This is a genomic window from Olleya sp. UBA1516 (genome assembly GCF_002323495.1).
GTDB lineage: Bacteria > Bacteroidota > Bacteroidia > Flavobacteriales > Flavobacteriaceae > Olleya.
In genome coordinates this window covers 229,896-247,015 of sequence record NZ_DCQO01000005.1, presented here as the reverse complement: position 1 = coordinate 247,015, position 17,120 = coordinate 229,896, and the positions used below count along the sequence as shown (strand labels likewise).

Genomic DNA, 17,120 nt, shown 5'->3' with positions numbered 1-17,120 from the left:
TATATTGTTGTGTTATTTTTGTTTTTTTGCTAAATCTAATTGAATAAATTCAAACTTATTATCCGTTCCTAATAGGAAATACCCATTATAAACACCTTTATCAAAAGTAATTGTATAATTGTTTCCTGAACGAACTGTGTCTTTATATTCAATTGATTTAATTTTCCCTAAAGCTTCCATATTTATCTCTTTTGTAAAGTATGCTTTTGTTTTTTCTAGGGTTAAAACTTGTTTAAAATTATTATCAAACATGTTAAAAATACTAGTAACATCTCCATTATTATAATGGTTTTGAAAACTAGTTACTGCATTTTTATAGTTATCTTTTTCTTGTGCTATTCCTAAACAGGATACCAAGAGTGCTAGTATTAAAAGTAACTTTTTCATGTTTATAAATTTATAGTTTATCGCTGGTTATTTTTTGTTTTATCAAATACAAAATCTATAACTTCTTTATGACGTTTTTTAGAACGTACAGAACTACCTGCTGCTGGTGCACCATAAGGACGTCTTGAAGCTAATCTAAATGTTTTAGCTTCGTCTAGATGCATTAACATATGCGCATAAGCTCCCATATTTCTTGGTTCTTCTTGTGCCCAAACAATGTCTTCTGCATTTTTGTATTTGGCTAATACTTCTCTAATTTGTGTTGTTGGTAAAGGAAATAACTGCTCTATTCTAATTAAAGCAACGTCTTCTCTGTTTAAATTTTCACGCTCCTCATCTAAATCGTAATAGAATTTACCAGTTAATAACACTAATGTTTTAACTTTATCTGCCTGAACAGCTGTATCATCAATTAGTGTTTGGAATGTTCCGTTTGCAAACTCGTCTACAGTACTAACACATTTTGGATGACGTAGTAAACTTTTTGGTGTAAATACAATTAATGGTTTACGGTAATTAGTTTTCATTTGACGTCTTAGCAAGTGAAAAAAGTTTGCTGGTGTTGTACAATCTGCAACAAACATATTATCCTTAGCACATAACTGTAGGTAACGCTCCATGCGTGCTGAAGAGTGCTCTGCACCTTGTCCTTCATACCCATGAGGTAATAACATGACTAACCCGTTTTGAGTTTTCCATTTATCCTCTCCTGCAGATATATATTGATCCAGCATGATTTGTGCACCATTACTAAAATCTCCAAATTGCGCTTCCCAAATTGTTAATGTATTAGGACTAGCCATAGCGTATCCATAATCAAAACCTACAACGCCATACTCTGATAATAATGAGTTGAAAATATGAAATTGACCTTGTTTGTCACTTACTTGGTTTAATAATAAAATTTCTTCTTCGCTATCTTCTACTTTGACAACAGCATGTCTATGAGAGAATGTTCCACGCTCTACATCCTGGCCAGACATACGCACACTGTAACCTTCGTCTAATAATGTTCCGTAGGCTAAATGCTCTGCCATAGCCCAATCTAATTTGTTTTCGTCAAACATAGTTTGGCGATCATTAATCAAACGTTCTATTTTTCTGATAAACTTTTTATCCTTTGGTAAGTTAGAGATTACTTTAGTAATTGCTGCTAACTTATCTGAAGATGTTGTAGTATCCACAGATTGCATCATAATGGTTTCATCTACCTGAGTAAAATCTTTCCATTGCTCCTCCATAAAAGGCGTAATTATAGTTTTGTCTTCCTTACGGGAATCCTCTAGTTTTTCTTCTAAACTAGATTTGTAATCGTTTTCTAATTGTTTAACGTGATCCTTATCAATAATACCTTGCGCAATTAATTTGTCTGCATAAATATCTCTTGGATTAGCATGCTTAGCAATAGCTTTATATAGTTTTGGTTGTGTAAATCTAGGCTCATCACCTTCATTATGACCATATTTTCTGTATCCTAATAAATCTATAAAGACATCTCTTTTAAAATTCATTCTAAAATCTAATGCAAATAACATTGCGTGCACTACTGCTTCAGCATCATCTGCATTAACGTGTAATACTGGTGACAATGTTACTTTACCAATATCTGTACAATACGTACTTGATCTTGCATCTAGATAATTGGTTGTAAATCCAACTTGATTATTTACAACAACATGAATGGTTCCGTTAGTTTTGTAACCATCTAATTGTGCCATTTGTACAACTTCGTAAACTAAACCTTGACCAGCTATTGCAGCATCACCATGGACTACTATTGGTAGTACTTTACTAAAGTTGTCACTATATAATGTGTCTTGTTTTGCTCTAACAATACCTTCTACTACTGCTCCGACAGTTTCTAAATGTGAAGGGTTAGGCGCAATACTTAAATTTATTTTTTTACCGTTATCTGTTTGACGGTTACTTGTCCAACCTAAATGGTACTTAACATCTCCATCAAATACTTCCTGCTCGTAATCTTTACCATCAAACTCACTAAAGATATCTTTTGCAGATTTTCCAAATATATTTGTTAATGTACTTAAACGACCTCTATGTGCCATTCCCATTACAAATTCTTGAACACCAAGCTCAGCAGCTTTTTCAATTACAGCATCTAAACCAGGAATTAAAGACTCTCCTCCTTCTAGAGAAAAACGTTTTTGTCCAACATATTTAGTATGCAAAAAGCTTTCAAACGATACCGCTTCATTTAATTTTTTAAGGATATGCTTTTTTTGCTCTCCAGAAAAATTAGGCTGATTATCGTTGATATTTAGTTTATTTTGAATCCACTGAATTTCGTCAGGTTTTCTTATATACATATATTCAACACCAATAGCATCACAATAGATACTGTTTAAATGTTTTAATATTTCTCTTAGCGTTTGCGCTCCAATACCTAAAATATCACCAGCATTAAATTTGGTATCTAAATCGGTTTGAGACAATCCAAAATTCTCCAAATCCAGTGTAGGCTCGTATCTACGACGATCCCTAACAGGATTGGTTTTGGTAAATAAATGCCCTCTGTTACGATAACCATCTATTAATTTTACGACTTGAAATTCTTTTTGAACATGTTCTGGTATTTGACTAGAAACACCTTCCACAATTTCGCCTTCAAGTCCATAATTTTCAGATCCAAAGTCGTAACCTTGAAAAAAGGCTCTCCAACTAGGCTCAACAGAGTCAGGGTTTATTGTATATTGTTCGTATAAATCAGCAAAGTATGCTGTATGTGCTGCGTTTAAAAAGGAGTATTTATCCATTATTTTCTTTAAGACGTGTTCGCTTCAACAAAATTTTATCAAAAATACAACTTTTACTAAATATAAAGATGCTTTTATTATATTTATAACATTCTAAAAAATCTAAATTAACAATTATGAAATTCAGCACTCTAAATCGACATAAAATTATTGTTTTATCAATCTTTTCATGTTTTTTCCTCACTTTTAGTAATGCACAGGATAATTTACCGCAACAAAAAAGTGAATTTTGGAAAAATGTACGTTTTGGAGGAGGCTTAGGTTTAAGTACTGGAAATAACTTTTTTAGTGCAACTTTAGCACCTAGTGCTATTTATCAATTTGATAATACTTTTGCCTTAGGTGTAGGATTAAACGGAACCTACAATAGGAATAAAAACGTTTACAAATCAACAATATTAGGAGGAAGTATTATGGGATTATTTAATCCATTACAAGAAATCCAATTATCTGCCGAGTTTGAACAGCTTAACGTTAATCAAAAATTTGAAGGTGTTTTTGCAAGCAATGCAGATCGGAACTATTGGGTACCTGCTTTATTTGTTGGTGCTGGTTATAGAACTAACAATGTTACTTTTGGAGTAAGATATGATTTACTTTATGACGAAAACGACAGTGTTTATGCAAATGCTTTTGTTCCATTTGTAAGAGTCTTCTTTTAAACTTAAATACAATTTATTTTATATTTTAAGGTGACTTAAGTCACCTTTTAGGCTTTAATTAAATTTTATTTTTGATAAAATTTAAACATATAAAGTCATGTCAAAATTAAATTTAATTATTGTAGTATTAGGTTTTGTGTTAATAAGCTGTGGTGGCAATGAGAAAAAAGCTAAAGACAATTTTAGCTATAAGCGTCCACCTTCGTCTAAAGTAGAATCAAATCCTGAACAAAACACAGCATCAAGCACTGTAGACCTAACTAACAAAGGAATAGGTCCAATAAAAACACTAACCTTACCTGATCAAATAGATACTAAAATGGTTTCTCTAGGAAAAGAAGTCTACGACAAAATGTGCACAGCATGTCATAGATCTGATAAAAAATTTATTGGTCCAGCACCAAAAGACATTTTAAAAAGACGTACTCCAGAATGGGTTATGAATATGATTTTAAATCCTGAAGAGATGCTAAAAAACGATCCAATTGCTAAAGATTTATTAAAAGAATATAATAATACGCCTATGATTAATCAAGGACTAACAGAAGCTGACGCACGCGCTGTTTTGGAATACTTTAGAACACTTTAAACACATTAAAGTATGGTTTAAACTTTTACGAATATTTATGTCTAAACCATACTTTTTGCCATTCTCTTTTTAAGATTAAAAAAGTAACCTCGTCCGACAATTGCAACGTATCACTACCATCTAATTTTTTGATAGCGTCTTCTGACACGTCAATTATATAAAGTAGATTTAAATATTCGGCAAATTTTTCTTGAATCAGTTTATATACTGTTTCATGTAATATTAGCCTTAAACTTGTTGGCAAGATGCCTTCATCAAAATCCAAATCAATATTTGCGTACAAAAAATCTTTATTAAGTTGCAACACTAACTTTTTATAAAGTTGTAAGTTATTTGCTTCAACAATTAAATCTTCAAAAGTTACAGGTAAAGTCATGTACTTGTTTTAAACCGTTCTAGTCATTAGTCCCATTCCAAACTCGCGAAGCAATTCTTTTTTATCCTCAGAGATTGTTAAAACATCTAACACATCAAATGCTTTTTTAGTGTAACTTTTTATAGCTTCTTGAGTTGCTTCAGCAGATTTAGAATCTATAAAATATTGTTTTACAGTTTCAATTTTTTCAGAATTATCATCTAATTGTACAGAAAATAATTGTTCTAATTTTACTTTATCCTTTTTGTTTAAAAACTCCAAAGCCTTTAAGTATAAATAGGTCTTTTTGTTTTCAATAATATCTCCACCAACTTGTTTACCAAAGGTTTCTGGATCACCAAATGCATCTAAATAATCGTCTTGCAATTGAAAAGCAATTCCTAATAATCTTCCAAATTGGTAGATGTTATTTTGGTTTTCTTCAGTAGTTTCGGCAACTATCGCTCCCATTTTCATGGCTGCACCAACTAAAACAGCTGTTTTATACTCAATCATTTTTAAGTACTCAGGTATAGTAACATCGTCTCTGGTTTCAAAATCAACATCATATTGCTGACCTTCACAAACCTCTAAAGCTGTTTTACTAAACAGTCTTGCTAACGCCTGAAATGTTGTTGGTTTATAGTTTTCAAATAACTGATAAGCCATGATTAACATGGCATCTCCAGATAAAATACCAGTATTAAGGTCCCATTTTTCATGCACTGTTTGTTGACCTCGTCGCAAAGGCGCATCGTCCATAATGTCATCATGTACTAACGAAAAATTATGAAACACCTCTACACTTAATGCTGCATCTAATGCCTTTTGATAATCTATTCCAAAAATTTCTGCTGTCATTAATGTTAACACAGGTCTTAAACGTTTACCACCTAATTGCAATATATAGTGTATTGGACTATATAAGTTTTCTGGTTGTTTTGGCGACGAATAGTCTTTTAAATAGTCTGTAAATGCAGACTGATAAAATAAAATGTTTTGCATCCTGCAAAAATAAAGCAAATACTGCTAACAAACTATTGTCTAGCAAAAGTCCAATGTTAAATAATAATTAAAACTTTGGAAACTTTTATTGTTTTTAAAGTTTCCTATTGTACATTTGCACGAAATTATGAGAGACAAAATTATACATAAATCTGCCGAGTTGTTTTTATCACTTGGTTTTAAAAGCGTTACAATGGATGACATTGCTAATGCTTTAGGTATTTCTAAAAAAACAATTTATCAGCATTTTGCTAATAAAACAAAATTAGTAGAAGCAACCACATCGCACATGTTTGAAAACATTTGTGATGGCATTGATTGCATTTCAAACAAATCACTTAATCCTATTGAGGAGCTATACGACATTAAAATGTTTGTAATGACCTTTTTAAAAAACGAAAAAGCATCACCTCAATATCAATTAAAAAAATACTACCCTCAGATATACAGTGTTTTACACCTTAAACAATTTGAAAAAATGTACGTGTCGGTTAAACAAAGTATGGAAAAAGGTGTACAAACAGGTTTGTTTAGAAAAAACATTGATGTCGATTTTATTTCAAGAATGTATTTTAATGGTATGTCTGGAATTAAAGACGAAAACATTTTTCCTACCAAACTATTTACTATGGAATATTTAATGGAAAGCTATTTGGAATACCACCTTAGAGCCATTTGTACAGAAAACGGACTACTTACACTTAATAAATTTATTAACAAAACCACCCTTAACTAATGAGAAAACTAATATTAGCATTTAGTTTAGCACTAACATCTATCGTTTATTCTCAAGAAACTCCAACCGAGTTTTCTTTACAAGAAGCTATTAATTATGCTTTAGAAAATAACAGGTCATCAAAAAATGCAGCGTTAGACATTGAAGCTGCAATCAAACAAAAATGGGAAACTACTGCTACAGGTTTACCTCAACTTAATGCAACCGTTGATTACCAAAATGCATTAAAACGTAATGTATTTGTTTTTGGTGATCAAATTATACAAGTTGGATCACAGCATACACTAACTGGTACTGCTACCCTAAGTCAATTATTATTTGATGGCTCTTATTTAGTAGGATTACAGTCTGCTAAAGTGTATTTAGAAATTTCTAAAAACGCAAAAACAAAAACTGATTTAGAGGTAAGAAAAGCTGTTATCAACGCCTACGGAAATGTGCTGTTAGCAGAAGAAAGCGTTGCTATCTTAGAAAAAAACATAAGTGTTTTAGAAAAAAATCTAAACGATATCACAAAGATTTTTGAAAACGGTTTAGAAGAAGAAGAAAGTGTCGAGCAACTAAAAATAACATTATCAAGTGTAAAAAGCACCTTAAACAATACTACAAGATTAAAAGACTTAGCCTATCAGATGTTAAATTTAACCATAGGAAAGCCTATTAATGACAACATAGTTTTAACTGAAAATTTGGACACACTTGCGCTTCAAAACATAACTATTCAACTTTTAGATTCTGAAAACAATGTAGAAAATAACATTGATTATAAAATTGCAGAAAACGATAAAACAACAAAAGAATTATTAGTTAAATTAGAAAAAAGCAAAGCATTACCTAGTTTAAGCGCATTTATAAATGGAGGTTACACAGGTAACAGAGAGTCATTTAACTTTACAAACACTAACGAGAAATGGTTTGGATCTTCCATATTTGGAGTAAGTTTAAATGTTCCAATATTTAGCTCTGGCATGCGTAATGCAGCGACACAACGTGCCAAAATAAATTTAGAAAAGGCTGAAATAAACCTTACCGAAACTGAACAAATGCTTAATCTTCAAATTCAATCTGCAAAAAGCGATTACCAATTTGCTATTGAAGATTATCAAAACAAAAAAGAAAATTTAATACTTGCAGAGCGTATTGAAACTAAAAATCAAACCAAATTTTTTGAAGGAATTGGTTCTAGTTTTGAACTTAGACAAGCGCAAACGCAATTATATACTGCACAACAAGAGTTACTTCAAACCATGTTAGATGTAATTACCAAAAAAGCAGAACTAGAAACTTTACTAAACACAACTAACTAATCATCAATCCTACAAAATATTAATTATGAAACATATATTAACGCTTTCTTTTATAGCTGTTTTACTAGCCTCATGTGGAGGAGACAAAAAAAACTCAGTAGAAAAAATTCTAGAAAAAAATAATTTAGAAGACATTCGTACTAAACGTGCAGAATTAGTATCTGAACAAGAAGATATTCATTCTAAAATAAAATTATTAGACGAAAGAATTAAAACTTTAGATACTACTCAAAACATTCCTTTAATTACTACAATCCTTGCAAAAGAAGAAGTTTTTGATCACGTATTGGAGCTTCAAGGTAACGTAACAACTAAAAACCTATTGGTTATAACACCAGAGTATAGTGGTATTTTAACAAACGTTTATGTTACTGAAGGGCAACGTGTGTCAAAAGGACAAACCTTAGCAAAAATTGATGATGGTGGATTAAGCCAGCAATTAGCGCAACTTAAAATACAATCTGCATTAGCTAAAACAACTTTTGAGCGTCAACAAAAATTATGGAATCAAAAAATTGGTAGCGAAATCCAATACCTACAGGCTAAATCATCCTACGAAGCACAAGAAGAAGCTATAAACCAATTACAAAAACAACTTAGTAAAACCGTTGTTAGAGCTCCGTTTTCAGGAACTATTGATGACGTAATTACAGAAAAAGGAAGTGTTGTTGGAGCAGGTCAAACACCTTTAATGCAAATTGTAAACCTAGACGATATGTATATCGAGACAGATGTTCCAGAAAGCTATATTCCTACTGTAGTACAAGGAAAAAATGTTACTGTTCAATTTCCAGTTTTAGGAACATCCATTGACACTAAAGTCCGTCAAGCAGGTGATGTTATTAACGTAGCTAACCGTACATTTAAAATTGAAGTTGCTGTACCAAACAAGGACAAAACTATCAAACCTAACTTAACTGCAAAGCTTAAAATAAATGATTACACTAACCCTAAAGCTATTTTAGTACCACAAAGCATTATATCTGAAAATGCTGAAGGAGAACAATATGTTTACATCGTAAAAGATAAAAAGGATAATAATCAAGGAACCGTAAATAAAGTAATTATTAAAACCGGAAAAACACAAGGTGATGTGATCGAGGTTTTAGAAGGTATTACAAATGGAGCCGAGTTAATCCAAGAAGGTGCACGTAGTGTAAAGGATGGACAAACTGTTAAAGTAATTAAATACTAAACCAACTAAATAATGACTAAAAAGAAAAAACAAGTCGATAAAGAATTTGGTTTATCATCATGGGCAATAAATAATAAAACCACGATGTATGTCCTAATTGCAGTAATTTTTTACTTAGGGATTTCTGCGTTTTTTGACATGCCAAGAGAAAACTTTCCGGAAGTAAACGAAACTAAAATATACGTTAGTTCTATTTACCCAGGAAACACTGCAGAGGATATTGAAAAATTAATTTCAGATCCTTTAGAAGATAAATTAAAAACGGTTAGTAATGTTGTCGAAATCACCTCAACATCGCAAGAAGACTACTCGATATTAATAGTCGAGTTTGATGATGGTTTAACCGTAGATCAAGCCAAACAAAAAGTAAAAGATGAAATTGACACAGAAACTTCTGGCGAAGATTGGCCTACCTTTAATGGTGCAAAAGTAGAACCTGATGTGTTTGAGTTAAGCCTTTCAGAAGAAATGCCAATCTTAAACATTAATATTTCTGGAGATTACCCTATTCAAAAACTAAAAGAATATGCTGAGTATCTTCAAGATGAAATAGAAAATCTGCAAGAAATTAAAAAAGCGGACATTCGTGGCGCTCAAGAAAAAGAAGTTGAAGTCGCTGTAGACATTTATAAAATGATGGCAGCACAAGTTACTTTTAACGATATTATTGGCGCTATTAACAATGGTAACTTAACGATGTCTGCTGGTAACTTAAAAGCAAGTGGACAGCGTCGTACTATTAGAGTTTTAGGTGAAATTGAAACACCTACTGAGCTTGAAAACTTTGTTGTAAAAGCAGAAAATGGAAACTCAATATACCTTAAAGATTTAGCAACAGTATCTTTTAAAGAAGAAGATAAAACAACATTTGCTAGAGAGTATGGTCATCCTGTAGTCATGCTAGACGTTAAAAAACGTGCTGGTAAAAACATGGTTGCTGCTGCAGAGCAAATTCAGGTTATTGTTGCAGATGCAATAGACAATGTATTTCCTCCAGATTTAACTGTTACTGTAGTAAACGATCAATCTTCAAAAACCATTGGTCAAGTCGATGATTTAGTAAATAACATCATCTTTGGTGTTATATTAGTTGTTACGGTTTTAATGTTCTTTTTAGGATTTAAAAACGCATTATTTGTTGGTTTTGCAATACCAATGTCCATGTTTATGTCGCTAATGATATTACAATTATTAGGTCAAAGTTTAAATACCATGGTGCTTTTTGGTCTTATTATGGGACTTGGTATGCTAGTGGATAACGGAATTGTTGTTGTTGAAAACGTATACCGTTTAATGGAGGACGAAGGGATGAGCAGAATTGAAGCTGCTAAAAAAGGTATTGGCGAAATTGCTTTCCCAATTATCATATCAACAGCTACAACAGTAGCAGCCTTTATTCCTTTAGGATTATGGCCTGGAATTATGGGAGAATTCATGAAAATTTTACCTATAACATTATCCGTAGTTTTAGGATCCTCTTTATTTGTTGCCATCTTTTTCAATTCGGTTTTAGTATCAAAATACATGACTATTGAGGATAAAGATATGCCATTAAAGCAAATCATTAAAACATCCTCTATCATAGCTATCATCGGGATATTAATATTAATTTTTGGAGGAGCATACAGAGGTTTAGGTACTGTAATGATTTTTACAGCTGTTATGCTTTGGGCTTACCGATTCTTTATCAGAAAATGGGCAAACAGTTTCCAAAACAAAGCTTTAGTTAATTTAGAAAACTGGTACGAGCGTAAATTACGTGCTGCATTATCAGGAAGAAAACCATACCTATTAAGCATTGGTACCTTTTTACTACTTATTGCCTCATTTGTGGCATTTGGTATGTCACTAGGTGCTAAACGAACAAAAGTAGAATTTTTCCCAGATAACAAACCAAATCAGATTATTGTTTATATAGAATATCCTGAAGGTACTGCTATCGAAAAAACAAATGCGATTACCAAAGAGATAGAACAACGTGTATTTACTGTATTAAATGATGACCATTACATGGATGATGGCTACAATTATTTAGTAGAAAGCACAGTATCTCAAGTTGGTGAAGGTGCAGGAAATCCGCAAACCGATGGTGGATCTGCTGCAGAAATGCCTCACAAAGCTAAAATTACTGCTTCTATGCGTGAGTACAAATTTAGACGTGGCGAAGACAGTGAAGTTTTACGACAAAAAGTACAAACAGCATTAGTAGGTATTTTTCCAGGAGTATTGATTTCGGTAGAAAAAGATGCTAATGGTCCTCCTGCTGGAGCGCCTATAAATATTGAAATTGAAGGTGAAGATTATGATGAACTTATTGCTACAGCAGAAACAATGCGTGAGTTTATTAACACCAAAAACATTCAAGGTATTGACGAGCTTAAGATTGATGTAAACAAAGCCAAACCTACAATGCGTGTAACTATAGACAGAGAAAAAGCAGGAGAACTAGGTATTAGTGCAGCGCAAGTTGGACAGCAATTACGTAGCTCAGTTTTTGGATCTAAAGCAGGTGTTTATAAAGAAGATGGTGACGATTACGATATCTATGTTCGTTTTAATAAAGAAAACAGATATAACAAAAGTGCTTTATTTAATCAAAACATTACGTTTAGAGATAATACAGGACAAATAAAAAGTGTACCAGTTTCTGCGGTTATTAAATACGAAAACAACTCAGGTTTTAGTGCTATTAAACACAAAGACACTAGACGTGTTGTAACTGTTTACTCTGCTCTATCGCCAGGTTTTACAGATGCTGCTGCTATTGTAAGTCAAATTCAAAACGAAATGAAAAGTTTTGAAAACTTACCTAAAGGCATCAAAATAGACTACACAGGTCAAATTGAAGAGCAAAATAAGCAAATGCTATTTTTAGTTGGTGCCTTTTTTACTGGACTTGGATTAATCTTTTTTATCTTAATATTTCAATTTAATTCGGTTTCAAAACCAACAATAATCATGATTGCTATTTTCCTTAGTTTTATTGGTGTATTTGGTGGTATAGTAATCTCAGAAAGTTCTTTCGTTATTATGATGACTATGGTTGGTATTATATCGCTTGCCGGAATTGTTGTAAATAATGGTGTGGTATTATTAGATTATGCCCAACTTCTTATTGACAGAAAGAAAGCAAAATTAGATTTAGATGAAGATGAGTATCTTACAAATGAAGACCTATTTGAAAGTATTGTAAATGCAGGAAAAGCACGTTTAAGACCAGTATTACTAACAGCAATTACTACCATTTTTGGATTAATACCGTTAGCAATTGGACTAAACATTAACTTCTTTACACTATTCGCAGATCTTAATCCTAACATATACATGGGAGGAGATAACGTAGTATTTTGGGGACCACTAGCATGGACGGTTATTTACGGTTTATTAATCGCAACCTTCCTAACATTAATAGTTGTTCCAATATTATTTTTCTTATCAATTAAATTAAAAATGTGGATAAGAGATAAATTTTCTTCAGACAAAAATGAAGACAATATTAAATTAGAAACTGCAATTGAAGAGTAAATTTTCAGTTTAGTACATACATTTAAATGATTTAAACAAAAAATCCGAAGTCTTTACTTCGGATTTTTTACTTTTGCATTTCTAATAAACTATTATGTACAGAAGTCATAACTGTGGTGAGTTAACTGCATCACATATAAATACAGAAGTTACCCTTTCAGGTTGGGTACAAAAATCAAGAGATAAAGGGTTTATGATGTGGGTAGATCTACGTGATCGCTACGGAATAACGCAACTTATTTTTGATGAGGAACGCACACCAAAAGCAATAATGGAACAAGCACAAAAGCTTGGTCGCGAATTTGTTATACAAGTTAAAGGAACTGTTATTGAGCGTGCTTCTAAAAACCCTAATATCCAAACTGGAGATATAGAGATTTTAGTTTCGGAATTAAACATTCTAAACGAATCTTTACTTCCTCCTTTTACTATCGAAGATAAAACGGATGGTGGTGAAGATATCAGAATGAAATACCGTTACCTTGATATTAGACGTAATCCGGTAAAAAACAACTTGATTTTTAGAGCTAAAGTAACACAAGAGGTTAGAAACTTTTTATCAAACAATGAATTTATTGAGGTTGAAACACCTTACTTAATCAAATCTACTCCAGAAGGAGCAAGAGATTTTGTAGTGCCTTCTAGAATGAACGAAGGTGAGTTTTACGCACTTCCACAATCACCACAAACCTTTAAGCAATTGCTTATGGTTGGAGGAATGGACAAATATTTCCAGATTGTTAAATGTTTTAGAGACGAAGATTTACGTGCGGACAGACAACCAGAATTTACGCAAATTGACTGCGAAATGGCGTTTGTAGAGCAAGAAGATATTTTAAATGTATTTGAAAACTTAACACGTCACTTACTTAAAGAAGTAAATGGTGTGGAGGTTGACAAATTCCCACGCATGTTATATGACGATGCGATGCGTTTATACGGAAACGACAAACCAGACATTAGATTTGGAATGGAGTTTGGAGAACTTAATGACGTTGCACAACATAAAGACTTTGGTGTTTTTAATAATGCTGAATTAGTTGTTGGTATCGCTGTTCCTGGCGGAAATGCATACACACGAAAAGAAATTGACAAATTAATTGATTGGGTAAAACGTCCACAAGTTGGTGCTTTAGGTATGATTTATTCGCGTTGTAATGACGACGGAACATTCAAATCTTCTGTAGACAAGTTTTTTGACCAAGACGATTTAGCTAAATGGGCAGAAAAAACAGGCGCAAAAGCAGGCGATTTAGTTTGTGTGCTTTCTGGAGACACTAATAAAGTGCGTGCACAATTAAGTGCGTTACGTATGGAATTAGCAACACGTTTAGGGTTACGTGACCCTAAAGTATTTGCACCATTATGGGTAATTGACTTCCCATTATTGGAGCTTGATGAAGAAACTGGTCATTACCACGCTATGCACCATCCATTTACATCACCAAAACCAGGTCAAATAGAATTATTAGACACTAACCCTGGAGACGTAAAAGCAAACGCATACGATTTAGTCCTTAACGGAAACGAAATTGGTGGTGGATCAATACGTATACACGACAAAGCAACACAAGCTATCATGCTTAAACATTTAGGATTTAGCGAAGCAGAAGCCAAAGCTCAATTTGGATTTTTAATGGATGCTTTTGAATATGGCGCACCTCCACATGGTGGATTAGCTTTTGGTCTTGATAGATTAGTATCTATTCTTGGAGGTCAAGAAACCATTAGAGACTTTATTGCATTCCCTAAAAACAATTCCGGTAGAGACGTCATGATTGATGCTCCTGCCCCAATTGATGATGCCCAATTAAAAGAATTAAATCTTAAATTAGATTTACAATCATAAAAATAAAAATCCTGCAAATTGCAGGATTTTTTATTACATTTAATTAATGCCAAAGCAACCATTACATAAACGTTTTTTTATCTGGAGAATTAAAAACATCTCCGAAAAAAACTTCACTTATATTTTAAGTGGATTGGTTGGACTATTTGCGGGATTAGCTGCGGTAACACTAAGAAACATAACGTTTACAATAGAAAGTGCTTTGGATAACCTAGTCGTGTTTTCTAAAAACCAAGTCTATTTTATACTACCTGTTTTTGGTTTGTTTTTAGTGTATTTATTTACCAAATATGTCTCTAAAAAAAAGGTAGAACACGCCATACCTTCCATATTGTTTAAATTATCAAAACGTAGTGGACTGATAGAGCGTTCCAAAATTTACATTCCATTAATAACTGCACCTCTAACTGTTGGTTTTGGAGGATCTGTTGGATTACTTGGACCAGCTATTGCTTCCGGATCTGCAATCAGCTCTAACTTAGGTAAGCTGTTTCATGTTAATCAACAAACACGTACTTTATTAATTGGTTGTGCAGCAGCAGGTGCCATTTCATCTATATTTAAATCACCAATTGCAGCAATCATCTTTGCGGTTGAAGTATTTAGTTTGGATTTAACCTTTGCTTCATTATTACCATTATTAATCGCATCAGTCTCTTCCGTATTAACGTCATACTTTTTTTTAGGTGACGACTTATTATTCAACTTTAATTTTTCTGATAAATTCGAAATCAAAGACACTCTGTTTTACGTAGCTTTAGGTATCGGAACTGGATTTGCTTCAATTTATTTCACTAAAATGTATTTCTATATTTTAAAATTCTTCGAGCGTTTTAAATCTAGATTAATAAAATTAATAATTGGTGGATTAGCAATTGGTGTCATGTTATATTTTATTCCACCATTATATGGAGAAGGGTTTGGCTTTATAAACAACCTATTAGCAGGAAACCATTTGGCAGCTTTAGGCACAACACCTTTTGACCATTTAAACGATAATATTTGGGTCGTTATTGGATTATTAATTGGTATAACAGTATTTAAAGCCATAGCCATGACTACTACTTTTGCGGCTGGTGGAGCAGGAGGAATATTTATTCCAACTATGGTAATGGGTAGCGCATTGGGTAATGTGGTTGCCAAAATAATCAACAATTTAGGCTTAGGGTTTAATGTGTCCGAGACCAACTTTACCTTAATTGGTATGGCTGGATTAATTGCAGGTGTGCTACATGCGCCATTAACTGCCATTTTCTTAATTGCCGAAATCACTGGTGGATACGAGCTGTTTATCCCATTAATGATAGCAGTATCTATGTCTTTTATAATTAAAAAAAACGCGATAGATTTTACCATTTACACCAAAGAGTTAGCTTTAAAAGGCGAGTTATTAACACACAATAAAGATCAAAGTGTACTAACCCTAATGTCTCTAGATAGTGTAATAGAAACTAATTTTGTAAAACTAAATCCAAACATGACGCTTGGCGATATGTTACATAAAGGTGTTGCAAAATCTACTAGAAATCTATTTCCTGTGGTTAATAAAAACAAAGCTTTAGTTGGTATAATTCTGTTGGATGATGTCCGAGAAATCATGTTTAATCAAACACTTTATGACACTACTTTAGTCGAAGACCTCATGCACAATCCACCAGATATTATAGGCTACAAAACAGATTCGATGAAAACCGTAATGGCTAAATTCCAAGATTCCAACGCATGGAATTTACCAGTAATTAAAGATGGTAAGTATCTTGGATTTGTTTCAAAATCTAAATTATTAACCGCTTACAGACGTCAATTAATTAACTACACCACCACTTAGTAAAGCATTTTATATCTTTACAAAAAATAACGTCTTTTAAAACATGAAATACATCATCGCATTATCATTTATCGCCTCAGTTGCTAGTATTATTTGTGGCTATTGGCTAGAAGTTGACTATGGACAAAAGCTAATTGGTTTTGGTGTTTTAGGCTTGTTTTTTGTGGTCATCCCATTATTTACTTACCACAGATGGAAAGATAGAGACGCCAAAGAATACATGTTAACCAAAGAAAAAATAGAAGACATGCGTAAAAAAGAAGGGGATAAAAGACGATTTTAGTGTTTTATTTGGGCATTACCCGTTTCCGCTGAAAAGCTACAAAGCGTCGGGCTATCCACTGTATCTTTTTGTTTTTTTTAGTAAAACAAAAAGGATGTCGTTTCTATCCCTAATGCACTAAACCGCTAACAACAATCTATTAATTTAAGTTTCGTTTTTCAATAAAAAAGCGCTTTAATAAAGCTGATGCTTCCTCAGCCAAAACACCACCTTCCATTTTAGTTTTAGGATGTAGCTTTGTATTTAATGCAATACAACCACGATCCTCATCTCTTGCACCATAAACAATTTTAGAAATCTGACTCCAGTACAAAGCACCTGCACACATTTGACAAGGCTCTAAAGTCACATACAACGTACAATCTTTTAAATATTTACCACCTAAAAAATTGGCAGCAGCAGTAATAGCTTGCATTTCGGCATGTGCAGTAACATCATTTAAAAGCTCTGTTAAATTATGGGCTCTAGCAATAATGCGGTCTTTAATAACAATTACAGCACCAACCGGAATTTCGCCTTTATCAAAAGCTTCTTCCGCTTCCTGGAGTGCCTTTTTCATAAAATAAGTATCGTCGTATGGGTTTATCATATCAGAAAGTTGACTATTAAAAATCAAAAATACAAT

14 protein-coding genes are annotated in these 17,120 nt (G+C 32.7%); 9 read left to right on the top strand and 5 right to left on the bottom strand.

What is annotated here, in order from left to right; all coding sequences use genetic code 11:
* Positions 1–12: 12 nt before the first annotated feature.
* Together B2989_RS02295 and B2989_RS02290 are read right to left on the bottom strand one after the other, a co-directional pair.
* The gene (locus B2989_RS02295) at positions 13–387 is read right to left on the bottom strand and encodes a DUF3887 domain-containing protein (RefSeq protein WP_292943549.1); all 375 of its coding nucleotides are present in this window, start codon (positions 385–387) and stop codon (positions 13–15) included.
* 17 nt (positions 388–404) lie between these two features.
* A complete protein-coding gene (locus tag B2989_RS02290; protein WP_292943546.1) occupies positions 405–3,161 on the bottom strand; it encodes a 2-oxoglutarate dehydrogenase E1 component in 2,757 nt (918 codons plus the stop codon).
* A gap of 116 nt (positions 3,162–3,277) precedes the next feature.
* Between B2989_RS02290 and B2989_RS02285 the strand changes: the two genes are divergently transcribed.
* Both B2989_RS02285 and B2989_RS02280 read left to right on the top strand, forming a co-directional pair.
* Positions 3,278–3,823 (top strand): alpha-ketoglutarate decarboxylase, encoded by a 546-nt coding sequence (locus B2989_RS02285; RefSeq protein WP_292943543.1) that lies wholly within the window; start codon positions 3,278–3,280, stop codon positions 3,821–3,823.
* A 97-nt stretch (positions 3,824–3,920) separates the two neighbouring features.
* Complete coding sequence (locus B2989_RS02280; protein WP_292943540.1) at positions 3,921–4,412, top strand: c-type cytochrome; 492 nt, start codon at positions 3,921–3,923, stop codon at positions 4,410–4,412.
* 25 nt (positions 4,413–4,437) lie between these two features.
* Here B2989_RS02280 and B2989_RS02275 read toward each other — a convergent pair whose 3' ends face one another.
* On the bottom strand, positions 4,438–4,788 hold the full coding sequence (locus tag B2989_RS02275) for a hypothetical protein (RefSeq protein WP_292943537.1): 351 nt from the start codon (positions 4,786–4,788) through the stop codon (positions 4,438–4,440).
* A 9-nt stretch (positions 4,789–4,797) separates the two neighbouring features.
* Positions 4,798–5,772, bottom strand: a complete 975-nt coding sequence (locus tag B2989_RS02270; RefSeq protein WP_292943534.1) for a polyprenyl synthetase family protein — start codon at positions 5,770–5,772, stop codon at positions 4,798–4,800.
* Positions 5,773–5,899: 127 nt separating this feature from the next.
* Here B2989_RS02270 and B2989_RS02265 point away from each other — a divergent pair, with 127 nt between their 5' ends.
* The 7 genes from B2989_RS02265 to B2989_RS02235 all read left to right on the top strand — a co-directional run bounded on the left by B2989_RS02265 (position 5,900) and on the right by B2989_RS02235 (position 16,495).
* On the top strand, positions 5,900–6,508 hold the full coding sequence (locus B2989_RS02265) for a TetR/AcrR family transcriptional regulator (protein ID WP_292943531.1): 609 nt from the start codon (positions 5,900–5,902) through the stop codon (positions 6,506–6,508).
* Positions 6,508–7,815, top strand: coding sequence for a TolC family protein (locus tag B2989_RS02260; protein ID WP_292943528.1), 1,308 nt, complete (start codon positions 6,508–6,510; stop codon positions 7,813–7,815). The genes B2989_RS02265 and B2989_RS02260 overlap by 1 nt, the downstream gene beginning before the upstream one ends.
* 25 nt (positions 7,816–7,840) lie before the next feature.
* A complete protein-coding gene (locus B2989_RS02255; protein ID WP_292943525.1) occupies positions 7,841–9,010 on the top strand; it encodes an efflux RND transporter periplasmic adaptor subunit in 1,170 nt (389 codons plus the stop codon).
* A 12-nt stretch (positions 9,011–9,022) separates the two neighbouring features.
* Positions 9,023–12,535 carry an efflux RND transporter permease subunit gene (locus B2989_RS02250; protein WP_292943522.1) on the top strand — a complete coding sequence of 1,171 codons (3,513 nt, stop codon included), beginning with the start codon at positions 9,023–9,025 and terminating at the stop codon, positions 12,533–12,535.
* 94 nt (positions 12,536–12,629) lie between these two features.
* Positions 12,630–14,384: an aspartate--tRNA ligase gene (gene aspS / locus B2989_RS02245; RefSeq protein WP_292943519.1), complete on the top strand. Its 1,755-nt coding sequence runs from the start codon at positions 12,630–12,632 to the stop codon at positions 14,382–14,384.
* A gap of 46 nt (positions 14,385–14,430) precedes the next feature.
* On the top strand, positions 14,431–16,212 hold the full coding sequence (locus B2989_RS02240; protein WP_292943516.1) for a chloride channel protein: 1,782 nt from the start codon (positions 14,431–14,433) through the stop codon (positions 16,210–16,212).
* Positions 16,213–16,255: 43 nt separating this feature from the next.
* Positions 16,256–16,495, top strand: a complete 240-nt coding sequence (locus B2989_RS02235; protein WP_145005906.1) for a hypothetical protein — start codon at positions 16,256–16,258, stop codon at positions 16,493–16,495.
* Positions 16,496–16,634: 139 nt separating this feature from the next.
* Here the strand turns inward: B2989_RS02235 and B2989_RS02230 are convergent, their stop codons facing one another.
* Positions 16,635–17,084, bottom strand: coding sequence for a nucleoside deaminase (locus B2989_RS02230; RefSeq protein ID WP_292943511.1), 450 nt, complete (start codon positions 17,082–17,084; stop codon positions 16,635–16,637).
* Positions 17,085–17,120 lie beyond the last annotated feature (36 nt).

Bases quoted from the DNA above. Each gene is read 5' to 3' on its own strand.
- B2989_RS02295 (WP_292943549.1), bottom strand. From the start codon at position 387: ATGAAAAAGTTACTTTTAATACTAGCACTCTTGGTATCCTGTTTAGGA.
- B2989_RS02290 (WP_292943546.1), bottom strand. From the start codon at position 3,161: ATGGATAAATACTCCTTTTTAAACGCAGCACATACAGCATACTTTGCT.
- B2989_RS02285 (WP_292943543.1), top strand. From the start codon at position 3,278: ATGAAATTCAGCACTCTAAATCGACATAAAATTATTGTTTTATCAATC.
- B2989_RS02280 (WP_292943540.1), top strand. From the start codon at position 3,921: ATGTCAAAATTAAATTTAATTATTGTAGTATTAGGTTTTGTGTTAATA.
- B2989_RS02275 (WP_292943537.1), bottom strand. From the start codon at position 4,788: ATGACTTTACCTGTAACTTTTGAAGATTTAATTGTTGAAGCAAATAAC.
- B2989_RS02270 (WP_292943534.1), bottom strand. From the start codon at position 5,772: ATGCAAAACATTTTATTTTATCAGTCTGCATTTACAGACTATTTAAAA.
- B2989_RS02265 (WP_292943531.1), top strand. From the start codon at position 5,900: ATGAGAGACAAAATTATACATAAATCTGCCGAGTTGTTTTTATCACTT.
- B2989_RS02260 (WP_292943528.1), top strand. From the start codon at position 6,508: ATGAGAAAACTAATATTAGCATTTAGTTTAGCACTAACATCTATCGTT.
- B2989_RS02255 (WP_292943525.1), top strand. From the start codon at position 7,841: ATGAAACATATATTAACGCTTTCTTTTATAGCTGTTTTACTAGCCTCA.
- B2989_RS02250 (WP_292943522.1), top strand. From the start codon at position 9,023: ATGACTAAAAAGAAAAAACAAGTCGATAAAGAATTTGGTTTATCATCA.
- aspS (WP_292943519.1), top strand. From the start codon at position 12,630: ATGTACAGAAGTCATAACTGTGGTGAGTTAACTGCATCACATATAAAT.
- B2989_RS02240 (WP_292943516.1), top strand. From the start codon at position 14,431: ATGCCAAAGCAACCATTACATAAACGTTTTTTTATCTGGAGAATTAAA.
- B2989_RS02235 (WP_145005906.1), top strand. From the start codon at position 16,256: ATGAAATACATCATCGCATTATCATTTATCGCCTCAGTTGCTAGTATT.
- B2989_RS02230 (WP_292943511.1), bottom strand. From the start codon at position 17,084: ATGATAAACCCATACGACGATACTTATTTTATGAAAAAGGCACTCCAG.